8 protein-coding genes and 2 pseudogenes are annotated in these 12,269 nt (G+C 44.4%); 7 read left to right on the top strand and 3 right to left on the bottom strand.

Annotated elements, in window-relative coordinates:
- Positions 1-8: 8 nt before the first annotated feature.
- Both R7E47_RS02155 and R7E47_RS02160 read left to right on the top strand, forming a co-directional pair.
- Positions 9-1,460, top strand: coding sequence for a DUF1566 domain-containing protein (locus tag R7E47_RS02155; RefSeq protein ID WP_054574926.1), 1,452 nt, complete (start codon positions 9-11; stop codon positions 1,458-1,460).
- A gap of 1 nt (position 1,461) precedes the next feature.
- On the top strand, positions 1,462-2,037 hold the full coding sequence (locus R7E47_RS02160; RefSeq protein ID WP_005375151.1) for a DUF1566 domain-containing protein: 576 nt from the start codon (positions 1,462-1,464) through the stop codon (positions 2,035-2,037).
- A gap of 108 nt (positions 2,038-2,145) precedes the next feature.
- On the opposite strand, the pseudogene R7E47_RS02165 reads toward R7E47_RS02160, so the two are convergent.
- Positions 2,146-3,767: pseudogene (locus tag R7E47_RS02165) on the bottom strand (methyl-accepting chemotaxis protein).
- A 331-nt stretch (positions 3,768-4,098) separates the two neighbouring features.
- On the opposite strand from R7E47_RS02165, the gene R7E47_RS02170 reads away from it, so the two are divergent.
- The 5 genes from R7E47_RS02170 to R7E47_RS02190 all read left to right on the top strand — a co-directional run bounded on the left by R7E47_RS02170 (position 4,099) and on the right by R7E47_RS02190 (position 10,100).
- On the top strand, positions 4,099-4,920 hold the full coding sequence (locus R7E47_RS02170; RefSeq protein ID WP_005375153.1) for a phosphate ABC transporter substrate-binding protein: 822 nt from the start codon (positions 4,099-4,101) through the stop codon (positions 4,918-4,920).
- Between the two features lie 100 nt (positions 4,921-5,020).
- Complete coding sequence (gene pstC, locus R7E47_RS02175; protein WP_005375154.1) at positions 5,021-5,953, top strand: phosphate ABC transporter permease subunit PstC; 933 nt, start codon at positions 5,021-5,023, stop codon at positions 5,951-5,953.
- Positions 5,954-5,975: 22 nt separating this feature from the next.
- On the top strand, positions 5,976-6,839 hold the full coding sequence (pstA, locus tag R7E47_RS02180) for a phosphate ABC transporter permease PstA (RefSeq protein WP_005383923.1): 864 nt from the start codon (positions 5,976-5,978) through the stop codon (positions 6,837-6,839).
- Between the two features lie 60 nt (positions 6,840-6,899).
- Positions 6,900-7,649 carry a phosphate ABC transporter ATP-binding protein PstB gene (gene pstB, locus R7E47_RS02185; RefSeq protein ID WP_005375156.1) on the top strand — a complete coding sequence of 250 codons (750 nt, stop codon included), beginning with the start codon at positions 6,900-6,902 and terminating at the stop codon, positions 7,647-7,649.
- Positions 7,650-7,976: 327 nt separating this feature from the next.
- Positions 7,977-10,100 (top strand): GGDEF domain-containing protein, encoded by a 2,124-nt coding sequence (locus tag R7E47_RS02190; protein WP_318083673.1) that lies wholly within the window; start codon positions 7,977-7,979, stop codon positions 10,098-10,100.
- Between the two features lie 128 nt (positions 10,101-10,228).
- Here R7E47_RS02190 and R7E47_RS02195 read toward each other — a convergent pair whose 3' ends face one another.
- Complete coding sequence (locus R7E47_RS02195; RefSeq protein WP_258493923.1) at positions 10,229-11,875, bottom strand: BatD family protein; 1,647 nt, start codon at positions 11,873-11,875, stop codon at positions 10,229-10,231.
- A gap of 4 nt (positions 11,876-11,879) precedes the next feature.
- Positions 11,880-12,269 (bottom strand): annotated as a pseudogene (locus R7E47_RS02200) (hypothetical protein); the annotation flags it as partial.

A 12,269-nucleotide genomic window follows, 5' to 3' on the forward strand; every position in this document is an offset into this window, starting at 1 on the left:
TAAAATCTATGAAGTTTCAATATTCTTTCGTTGCTATGTCACTAGCCCTAGCTGGCTGTGGCGGAGGTTCTGGTGGTGACACGTCGGCACCGACCTATGATGTAGCTGGCACCATCGTTTCTGCAGGTACACTTCTTGATACGCCAGTGTGCATCGATTTAAACCAAAACTACGTTTGTGATTCCACTGAACCGAGTGCTAAAACGGATAATGCCGGTAAATTTAGCCTGACTTCAAGCGACAAAAACGTACTAACCAGCACCATTCTTGCTCAAGTTGATCAAGGTTCGAACCAAACGTTGCGTCTTGCGGCTCCGGGCCAAAACTTAGCAACGGGTAACACGGTCAATGGTGTAACAACGTTGCTCGCAGGTCTTGTGGTTGACGGTAAAACCGTTGCTCAAGCTGAAGAGATTGTGAAAGCACAACTCACCGATGCCGGTGTTTCTCTGTCTGGAACGGTAATGTCTAACGCAGAAGCCAGCGAGCTAGATAAGCTAGAGCAAAACACGGTTGCACTATTAGCTGCAATGCAGCCACAACAAATGACCCAAGGCGTAGCGCTGCTTGCTCAAAGCCTTAGCTTCCAGGGTAAATCATTGGCCTCTGATCTTCTGTCTGAAGTGGAAGTGAGTGCATTTGCTGAAGAAATTGTAGCGGTTGCTGAACAAACGGTTGGTAGTAACGATACGGGCGCCGTTCTTTATTTTGCTGAAGGAGCAGCAGACGTAGCAGAGGTTCAAGCGTCTTACCCTGGTCAAGATGCGGAGTACGGCTTCGACAAAGAGGACAAGCAAACGTCGACAGGCGCTGGCTTTAAGTTCGTTAAGTTAGATTCACAAGGTGCTGCTTTAGCTGCAGATGCGACTGAGTGGGCTTGTACTATGGACGAGCGTACTGGTCTTGTTTGGGAAAACAAAAGTGCGGATGCGAGCTCAGTTCAATTTAAAGATCGCCTATTTGCGTTTGAGTCTGAAACATTTAAGCCATTTAGCAAAGATGTAGAGCTTGCAGGTTGTAAAGACGCTGGTGATGAAGTTTGTACCACTAGCCAATATGTTCAGTACATAAACAAACAATCGTTATGTGGAATCACTGGTTGGCGCTTGCCTACTTACCGTGAGACTTATGACTTACTAGACTTTGGTGAACAAACGCTGTTTGCTCCGAACGATGAATATGCAAAATACAACGTCTATGGTTTTAATGTTAAATACTTTCCACAGCAAACCATAGGTAGCCCTTATTTAGGATATGGTGCGTTTTGGCATAGCGACTTTAAGTTTACGAATGCATCATCACAACTTATTGATGGCGAGATTTATTTCCCTGCGATTGTCTCCCGGGGCAAAGATAGAGGCACTATTTCATACGTCGAGATTCGATCAAGCAACACAAGTGCGGGTGCCGATGATTCTTACCAATTCCCAATCCGTCTAGTCGCAGTTAAGGGGCAATAAGATGAAGAAATTAATAACTGTACTATCTCTTACTTTGGCTTCTCAAACTGCAATAGCTGCACAAGAGTGTTCTACTGACTTTGCTAAAACGGCACCTAACACGCGTTATACATATTCTGAGAGCGGTACCGTAACTGACCTGAAAACAGGTCTAACATGGATGCGCTGTCCAGTTGGTATGACATGGAATGTAGGAAACCAAGAATGCCAGGGGACGCGATCTACAATGTCATGGCAACTCGCTCTCTCCACAGCCAAACAAATTCGTAATAAGGACGGCAACCATCCTCTTCACAATTTTGCTGACAAAAAAAATTGGCGACTAGCAAATATCAAAGAGCTAGTATCTCTAACTGAGCGAGCTTGCCACAGCCCAGCCATAAATAGTACAGGGTTTGCTAGCGGCTATAGTCTGAAAGATGGAGATGATGTTCTAGGGCGTTATGTCTGGAGCAACACACCTAATGGCGACGGTAAGCATGTTGCAACTTTTGATACGACTAATGGTGAGGTTTTCAATAGAGATCCGTTAAACTCAAGTTTCAAAAGCTCTCTCTTGTTAGTGACAGATGAATAATAATTATTACGTTAATAAGGGTTGATAGCTTTGCCTTTATGATAGGCTCCGCCAGTGCGGAGCTTTTTCTTTTCTAACCTTTGGAACTTATCGTGTTGAGCAGAGTATTTAAACTTGGAACTGCTTAAGTTGATGTTTTTGATTTTCTGCTAAACCAGACAACTCTTGAGCGGCAGCAGCGGATTGCGTAATGCCAGTGACGTTCTGGCTCACTAGTTCATAGATGTTCGTTAAGTTGTTGTTGATATCAGCCGTGACCTGTTTCTGCTCTTCTGATGCGGTTGCAACTTGAGTGTTGATTGAGTTCAGATCGGCGATAGCATTACTGATATTAGCAAGTGATTGGCTAACTTCTTGTGTCAGAGCTTGGTTGTCTGACAACATGGCTAAGCTGGAATGCATACTTTCATTTGCGTGACCAGATTGTTGCTGTAGCTCTTCTATAATGGTTTGGATCTCTTTGGTGGACTCCTGAGTTCGCGCTGCCAGCATACGTACTTCATCGGCCACTACCGCAAAGCCTCGGCCACTTTCGCCCGCTCGTGCAGCTTCAATCGCTGCATTCAGTGCAAGTAGATTCGTTTGCTCAGAAATACCTTCAATCACTTCGATCACGCGACCAATGTGTTCTGATTGATCTTTTAGCGAAGTCACGACGGCAGCGGCTTCGTTAAGTTGTTCCGCCATCTTTTCACTTGCGCGAGTACTTTCCCCAAACATGCTTATACTTTGTGAGGTTAACGTACGTGCTTGATTTGATGCACTATCGGCTTCTTGTGCATTGGTCGATACTTCAGCTGCGCTCGACTCTAGCTGATTGATCGCCGAGGCTACTTGCTCAACTTCTTGCTTTTCTTGATCCGAGTTGACGCTGCTTTGAGTCATAACAGTTGCTAACTCGGTTGATGCTGATGCCACATCTTCACTAATGCGAACCAATGCGCTTACAGTTTCACGTAGTTTTTCTATGGTCTGGTTTACATCTCGAGCCAGCTGAGACACTTCGTTTTTCCCGATGGCTTCGGCCTTAACTAGTAGGTTTCCCTTCGCGACTTCCTGCATCGTTACTTGAAGGTTACGAATCGGCGCAACGATGTAGCTGGCGAGTACCCAACTAATAAGTGAAGCGGCACTCAAGATCACCGCAAGCGAGACGGCGCTGTAAGTTAGCGTGGTTGAATGTTGTTCGCCATTCGTTTCGACTTCATCGGTGACGATTTGATTCAATTGTTTAGATAGTTTGTCGATGGCGTTGATCATCGCTTCGCCAGCTAATCGATACTCAGCCATTGCAGATTCGTACTTTTGATTGAAATCAGAGGTGGTGTAATCAGAAGTGTCATGGTAACGCGAGTGAAATCAACATAGTGATTCATGGCCTTACGCATAGCATTGACTTCATTTTGAACGCCAGGGAGATTGTCGATGGAGTTAAGAAAATCGCGGTTTTTGTTTTGTCGCTCAGAAAGCTCTTGGTTGAGAGACTGAACATCTTCGGCTCTAAATAGACTATAAATGGCTTTGATGCGCATGGCGTAAGTGTTGTCTACGATGCCGCTAAGTTCCTCTTTGTGAATGATTAGCTTATGGGTGGAAGCCGAAACCTTATTGAATGCTTGATCGAGTTTACCGATTCCGACACTCAGTCCAATGATGAGTAATATAACTGTGAATAGAACAGGCAGAAAAACCTGAAGTTTAATAGAAAGCGTACTAAGAAATTGACGCATGAGATTGACCCTCTATCGGTTTGATTATTATCTTTTTTATAAGTAAGCATTTCGATTTTAATTGTTACATTTGCCAAATCAATGAGTTACTCATATCTAATTGTTATGAAATGTACCAAAATCGATGGGGTTATCATCTTGAACATGAGGCAACGTTATAAAAACGTTACGTTCAAATTGAGAGAGGGATAAGTCGCGGAATTAATAGTTAGAAATGACAACGTGTCATAGAGGGTTCAACTAAGTGAAACACAACTGTCATATTCAAATTCTAAAGTGAGCACCGTTCAAGTGAAACACAACGGCAATAAAGCCACTTAAGGAAATTGTGATGAAAAAGACAGTAATCGGTGCAATCGCACTTCTAGGCGCAATGGCAGTGACTCCTGTTTCTGCTAAAGAAACTATCTCTGCAGTGGGTTCTAGCAGCGTAACTCCACTGATGGAAGTTTTCTCTGAAACGTACATGAAGAAGAACCCTAACGTATTTATCGAAGTTCAAGGTCCTGGTTCTTCAGCTGGTGTAAAAGCAGCGAAAAATGGTTCAGCAGACCTTGGTATGTCTTCTCGTAATCTAAAAGACTCTGAAAAAGAATCAACACTAATCGAAGAAGTGGTTGCTCGTGATGGTATTGCAGTGGTTGTTAACCCACAAAACAAACTGCCAGGTCTAACAGCCGAGCAAGTGACTGCAATCTACAAAGGCGAAGTATCAAACTGGAAAGAGGTCGGTGGTGCAGACAAGCCAATCGTAGCCATTACTCGTGACACAGCTTCTGGTACTCGTGGCGCATTTGAAGACATCATGTCTCTAAAAATGAAGATTTCTGGTAAGAAGGTATCAGCTATCTCTCAACGTGCTCAAGTTGCGAACGGTAACGGCGCACTGAAAACAATGGTTGCATCTAACCCATACGCAATCGGTTACATTTCTCTTGGTACTGTAGACAACACTGTTAATGCGCTAGCAATCGACGGCGTTGATGCAACGGTAGCTAACGTTAAAAACGGTTCTTACAAAGTAGCGCGTCCATTCCTTGTTCTTTACAAAGAAGGCAAGCCATCAACAGAAACGCAAAAATTCCTAGACTGGATGCTAACTGACGAAGCGCAAGCGCTAGTTGACCAAAAAGGTTACATCTCAGTTAACTAATCCCATCGGGACTCTAAAGTTTGCTCAGCCCAACGTTTCGGGCTGAGCCTTTTCTATCCATTGTGTTCAACGGCATTGCCCAGAACCGTGAGATTTTTAAATGACCATCGCAACAAATAGTGAAAAGCTTATGAATACTGACGCTAGAGCTATCAGCAAGTCAGGCCTACGCGAGAAGCGTCGTGTAGACTGGAAAGAGCGCATCTTCCACGGCTTGTTCCTAACGAGTGCCGTAATCGGCATTGTTTCATTAGCCGTTATTGCATACTTCATCGTTCGAGAGAGTATTCCGGCATTCCAAGAAGCAGGCGTATCGGGCATTGTCTTAGGACAAAACTGGTTACCACCTGCGCTTTACGGTGTCGCCACCATGATTGTGGCATCTATCGTATCGACGGCTGGTGCTGTCATTGTTGGGGTTCCAATTGGTGTTCTGACCGCCATTTTTATCGCTGAAATCGCACCAAAGCGATTAGCAGACATCATCCGTCCAGCGGTTGAGCTGCTAGCCGGTATTCCTTCAGTGGTCTACGGTTTCTTCGGTCTGGTTATTATCGTTCCATTGATTCAGAAAGTATTTGATGTACCTGCAGGTAACACTATCTTGGCCGGTATTATTGTTCTTGGTGTGATGATTCTACCAACAGTAATTACGGTTTCTGAAACGTCTATCCGCGCTGTCCCTCGTACTTATAAAGAAGGTTCTTTGGCACTGGGCGCATCGAAAATCTACACCATCTTTAAGTTGCTCGTTCCAGCGGCTCGCTCAGGCATCATGACAGGTGTGATACTGGGTATCGGTCGTGCATTGGGTGAGACCATGGCGATTATCATGGTTATGGGTAACGCGCCGGCAATGCCAGAAGGCATCCTTGATTCGGCTCGTACACTAACTGCAAACATCGCTATTGAAATGTCTTACGCAAGTGGTGTTCACGCGAACGCACTTTACGCTACAGGTGTAGTACTTCTGGTCTTCATCATGTCGTTGAACGCTGTACTACTGTACCTAAACCGAGAAAAAGCGAAGTAATCGCTCGTTAAAGGTGACTATTATGGATCGCGCAAAACTAAAAAAAGCACGCCAGTTCAAAGATAATGTCTTTAACGCATTTGTCTGGATCTCGGCAGCACTAACGGTAGGTTTTTTGTTCTGGATTATCTGGTACATCCTATCAAACGGTCTACAACACGTAGATTGGAACTTCATTACTGATAACTATACGCGCACAGGTGAAGAGCACGGTATCTTCCCAATGATTGTGGCGACCATTTACATGGTTATCGCTTCTATCGCAGTGGCAGCGCCACTCGGTATCATGACGGCAATCTACTTGACCGAATACGCGAAAGTGGGCAGTCGTTTGGTGAAAATCATCCGATTCTGTACCGAGTCATTGGCGGGTATCCCGTCGATCATTTTCGGCCTGTTTGGTATGACTTTCTTCGTGGCGATTCTTGGCCTTGGCTTCTCGATTCTGTCGGGTGCATTGACGCTAAGTATCCTAATCCTGCCAGTTATCATCCGTACAACGGAAGAAGCGTTGATGGCAGTACCACAAACGTACCGTGAAGGCTCTTATGGCCTCGGTGCTTCTAAGATTTACACTATCTGGCGTTTGATTCTTCCGAGCGCAATGCCAGGTATCTTAACCTCGGTCATTCTAAGTATTGGTCGTGTCATTGGTGAGTCTGCTCCAGTATTCCTGACAGCAGGTATGGTTGCACGTATTCCTGATTCTTTATTGGATTCAGGTCGTACGCTAACCGTTCACCTATACAAACTGACTACCGAACTGTTTACCGTTGAAGAATGGAATCAGGCTTACGGTACGGCAACAGTGCTTATCGTAGTTGTTCTCTTGATCAACATGGTAACGAAACTGATTGCTAGACGTTTTAACACCGCAACTTACTAACAACACTAATTAAGAACGCACGTTAAAAGACACGAATTCAAGAATTAAGAGATTAAGACAATGAACAAATTTGATATTGAAAACCTAGACCTATTCTACGGTGACAACCAAGCACTGAAATCGATCAACTTACCAATTCCAGTTCGCCAAGTAACTGCACTTATCGGCCCGTCAGGTTGCGGAAAATCAACGCTTCTACGCTGTTTGAACCGAATGAATGATCTAATCGAAGGCGTGAAAATTACAGGTAAATTGGCGATGGACGGCGAAGATATTTACGGCAACATTGATGTTGCTGACCTTCGCATCAAAGTAGGCATGGTATTCCAAAAGCCAAACCCATTCCCGATGAGCATTTACGAGAACGTGGCTTACGGCTTACGTGCTCAAGGTATCAAAGACAAAAAGACAATTGATGAAGTGGTAGAGCGTTCGCTGCGCGGTGCTGCACTTTGGGATGAGGTGAAAGATCGCCTTAAATCACACGCATTCGGTCTTTCTGGTGGTCAGCAGCAACGTTTATGTATTGCACGTACAATCGCGATGGAGCCGGATGTGATTCTGATGGATGAGCCAACGTCGGCACTTGACCCAATTGCGACACACAAAATCGAAGAACTGATGGAAGAGCTAAAGAAGAACTACACCATCGTTATCGTGACTCACTCAATGCAACAGGCGCGTCGTATCTCTGACCGCACTGCGTTTTTCCTAATGGGTGAACTGGTTGAGCACAACGATACGCAAGTGATCTTTAGCAACCCTCAAGACGACCGTACTCAAGGCTACGTAAATGGTGATTTCGGTTAATCCACCGTATTTACAAGCATAACTAAATAACTATAAGCGATGGTAACTTTGCCCCTCTTGATGAGGGGCCTTTTTCTTTTTAAGTCGTAGGCTTAAAACATCTACCAACACAAAAATCTTGTAAATAAGTACAACTTTCCTCCCCAGTTTATAAAGCATGTAACTTATGTGAAACATGGCTTTAAAAGTGCTGAAGAGCTCTCGAATGTAACACTAAGTCTGATAATTTTGCGAATGACTTAACAGCTCAAATTTGAACGTATTGATTGCATATCATGGCCTAAGTAGTTTTTTATCGAGGATAAAAAAGTAGATTAGGTTGGTAGGGTGAGTTTAAGAAGTTTTACAAGAAAAGTGTCTTCAACGAGGGACCATCGGTTGCTAGCGGAGGCAATCTTTGATCATTTAGAGAGTCTGTTCTCCCCTCAAGCCCTCGCTATTTTTGAAGATCCTTCAATTAACCCTCGTCATTCGATGAGCTTCTCTCGCGGAGAGCTTTACCCAACCCAAAACTATCCTGAGACATTCTGGGAGTGGGCAAGTCAGTTTGATACCTCTGAAAGCATCATACCTCTGGCGATCAACACTTGTAACTGGAATCACACCCGAGATTTAGGCGGTGATAGTTACATCATGATGCTCGACAACACGCCTATCAAACGTACCTACCTACTGATTCAATCTGTACATGCTCGCACAGCACATAATATCTATGAAGAAAGTTACGACGCAATGCAACTCGCAGCGGCGCGTTGGCAATGTATTCGTGCTGAAAAAAATGCCTCGAAAGAGATCAGGCACAGAGATATTCGTGAAGCGCAATATGTTGATGAGATTAGCCAACGCGAGCGCTTTATCGAAAATATGAAGTTAGTTCAGCAAGTTGCACTCGAAACCTCTAATCCTGATTCTTTAAAGGACTTGTACTACAAAGCCGTCGAAGCGTTACGTGAACGACTTGGGTTTGATCGCTCTACACTGATGCTTCTCGATATGAAAAAGCGCAGCTTCAGTGGTACATACGGCACGGATGAGTCAGGAATTACGATTGATGAATTTCACACACAATACGATTTACACCAACTTAGCGAGGAGTATATCACCGCGTTATCTAGCCTCGAGAGCAACTTAGTGATTGTAGAAGACGCGCCAATATACACAGCAGGCAAGGTCATTGGGCAGGGCTGGAATGCGATGTTGATTTTACGCGATGGCAATGAACCGTTTGGGTGGTTCGCGCTAGATAACTTTATTCATCGTAAGCCGATAACGGCATATCAAAAACAGATGTTGGACTCGTTTGGTTCACTTTTCTCTCAAATTTACATTCGTAAGCGCCAAGAACAAAACGTACGCATGTTGCATTCAAGCATGGTTGAGTTATCACGTTGCACTTCTGTCAGTGGAGTATGCAAATCGGCCGTCACTTTCGCCATTAAAAATCTTGGTATTGATCGAATGGCGGTGTTTTTAACTGATGAAAATTGCTCTTACATGCAAGGAACGTGGGGTACCGATATTCAAGGTAACGTGGTGGATGAATCTTACTTCTTTGGCGAAACCCAAGATTTCTCTCTTATAAATCTGGCTCGCTCAATGCCAAACGAAGTCGCATTTGAAGAATCAGTGCCTATTTATCATGACTGTAATATTGTTGGCTTTGGTTGGGCTGCGATGACGGTATTGACTTCAAATAGCAGTGGTCCTATCGCCTTTATCGCTGTTGATAATTTGCTGACACGTGCGCCGTTAACTTCTCAGTTACGTGAAGTGATTCGTATGTTCGCGTCCAGCTTAGCTGAAGTATTGCAACGTACTCAAGCTCAAGAGGCGATTCGCGAATTAAACGAAAACTTAGAGCTGGAGGTTCAGAACCGAACAAAAGAGTTGGAGGAAGCCAATCGACAGCTTGAGGTACTTTCTAAGCTCGATCCTTTGACGCGTCTTGGTAATCGCCGCATGTTAGAACATGTGATGCAAAAATATTGTGCCCTAGAGTGTGAAGACGACATGTCGTTTGGCCTGATCCTGATTGATATTGACCATTTTGGCTTATTCAATAATCACTATGGTCATCTCGAAGGCGATATCGCATTGATGCGAATTGGCTATATCTTGGATCATCATACCAAAGGTGAAGATGAAGTTTTTTGCCGTATCGGAGGTGAGGAGTTTGCATTGCTCATGATTGGTTCTGAGCAAGAGGAGGCCCGACTGAGAGCAGAGTGCATTCGTCAGTGCATCGAGGGCGAGGGGATAAAGCATCGACATAACCCAGAAGGGGAGTTACTTACCGTTTCAGTCGGTTACTCCTGTTATAAAGCGAAAGGCAAAGACTTTAATTTCGACCATTTATATCAGTTGTCGGATAAGGCACTCTATCAAGCGAAGAATCATGGGCGAAATTGTGTAAGGCGATACGAATACGAGCCCCAAGTGTTTGTTGAGTGAGTTATGTTCATAAGAGCAACTTGATAGGGAAGGGGCGGCGGTTGGTGCTCTAGATAAAACCGCTAAAGCAAATTTGGCCGGATAAGAGAATGGGCAGCTCATGAGAGCTGCCATTGTTATCTAGTTATTTATAGCTTTTCGAGTTGGTGGTCGGTTTTCGTTACGTTTGCTTTGCCAAGGTTTTGAATTTTCGCTAGCAGCGAATCAGGGCTCCAAGGTTGTTGGTTGGCACTAAAATACGCTTGATTCATGGCATTAAGCTCTTGCTTAATTGCTTGTACGTCACCAGGGTTTAACCTGTCTTGATGAGTGGTTAAATACTCATTTACAGAGCGTTCAATTTTCGCAGCATCGCCCTCTTCGATGACTTTTTTTAGCGCGTCGATGCAAAGTGGTTGTTCAGTATTTGAAACCGTTCCACTCGCTGTTATTGACCGCTTTTTCCATGCCCAAATAGCGATTCCCAATGTCATTATCCAAAGCCCTAAGAAAACAAAGGTTAATGTTCGCCAGAGACTGTTTACATCGCCGCTTGATTCAGGACTAGGGGCTGACACTAAAGGCGCTGAAAGAGGCGATTCCGGCAACGTGATTAGCCCAGTGTCATTTTTCTCTACGTCTAATGTTAGCTCTGGTAACGTTGTTTTCTTCGCTTCATCATTTTGACTGTCCCACCAGTTCAAGTCGTATCCTGGTAAGGTATATTTCCCGGCCTCTGTAGGAATAATGACTTGCTTCACCGTCATGGTAACGGTGCCATCTCTCGCGCTATCTAACTTAGGTTGTTCGGGATACACGCGCAGTGAACTCGGGTAACTAATATTGACTCGTGGCAGATATTCGGCTTGTGTACCGCGAGCCTTAACTTGAATGGTTCGAGTGAGTGAAGAGCCTTGTTTTACTGTGTTGATTGCGTTAGTCGACAATAGATTACCTTGATCGTCTTGCCAGCTCTGTGTCATTTCTAACGCTGAAGCAGGAAGCCATTCACCTTTAAATTCGCTCGGAATCGGTTTGACCGTGATTGGCATGCGTTCCGCTTTGGTGTTGATAGGCATTATTTTGGTTGAGCCCGTCAAGCTGTCGCCATAAATATAAGAACCGGTCAGTTTAGGACCTATCAAGGTATAAGTGCCTGGTTGATTTGCCGTTAAGCGAAACGACTGCTCTATGACCGCTACTTCTAACCCATTTAAGATCTTCTGTCTTTGTTGTAAGCCACCCAGTGCCTCAAGCTTCATGCCTTCAATCTGCGGAGGTACTATTTGCGGGTTATCTAGGCGTCGAGTGTCCGCTTTAATTAGAAGTTGTATACGTAATGTTGCAGATTGCTGAGGGTAGAGCGTACTGTTGTCGACCGTAATATTGAAGCTAAATAGATCATCAAGATTGGGGTCTGTTTGGCTCGCGTTGACACGTAGTTTGATCGGCTCCGTTTTCATGCCATCAGCGGAAAAACTTGGAATAGTCAGAACACCTTCTTTCATTGGTGCAATTGAGATACTCCACTCGGTACGCACTGATTTTCTTCCGTTAATGTTATTGCTAGAGCGGCCATAACGAGGTTGACCCAAGAAGAAGTCTTTCTCTAGAACATTGAAGTCGATTGAGTCTGAGCTGAGCTCAGTATCTGAAATGATTCTGAGGTTAATCACTTCATTCTTGGCTACTTGTGTTTTATTCACACTAGCTTGAAGTGTCTGTGCCATCACCGAGAAACTGGATATTAGGCTGGCCACAAAAATAAAGACCAGTTTTACGCCTTTGTTCATCACAGGCTTACCACTCCTTTTGAGATTGTTGTGGAGGTTGTTTTTGTTGCGCTTGAAGTTGCATTTGCGCACGGATCAAAAAGCTTGGGTCGCGAGCACTTTCTACTGCTTCTAGTCGACGGAACTCAGGATCATCCTGATGCATTTTTTCGGGATGCGCTTTAGCCTGTATTGGTTCACCTTGATCCTTCACTTGCTTGTCATCTCGTTGCGGTTGATGTTGTTCCGTTTTTTGTTTTTCTTTTTTATTTTCAGAATCTTGCTGATTTTGTGACTGTTGTCCTTGCGCTTCTTTCCCTTCGTTTTGAGACTTTTGTTGCTGTTGCTGTTGCTGTTGCTGTTGCTGTTGCTGTTGCTGTTGCTGTTGCTGTTGCTGTTGCTGTTGCTGTTGCTGTTG

The organism is Vibrio sp. Vb1026, assembly GCF_033338745.1.
Taxonomy (GTDB): domain Bacteria; phylum Pseudomonadota; class Gammaproteobacteria; order Enterobacterales; family Vibrionaceae; genus Vibrio; species Vibrio alginolyticus.

Coding starts and splice junctions, on each gene's coding strand:
- R7E47_RS02160 (WP_005375151.1), top strand. CDS start 1,462: ATGAAGAAATTAATAACTGTACTATCTCTTACTTTGGCTTCTCAAACT.
- R7E47_RS02155 (WP_054574926.1), top strand. CDS start 9: ATGAAGTTTCAATATTCTTTCGTTGCTATGTCACTAGCCCTAGCTGGC.
- pstC (WP_005375154.1), top strand. CDS start 5,021: ATGACCATCGCAACAAATAGTGAAAAGCTTATGAATACTGACGCTAGA.
- pstB (WP_005375156.1), top strand. CDS start 6,900: ATGAACAAATTTGATATTGAAAACCTAGACCTATTCTACGGTGACAAC.
- R7E47_RS02170 (WP_005375153.1), top strand. CDS start 4,099: ATGAAAAAGACAGTAATCGGTGCAATCGCACTTCTAGGCGCAATGGCA.
- pstA (WP_005383923.1), top strand. CDS start 5,976: ATGGATCGCGCAAAACTAAAAAAAGCACGCCAGTTCAAAGATAATGTC.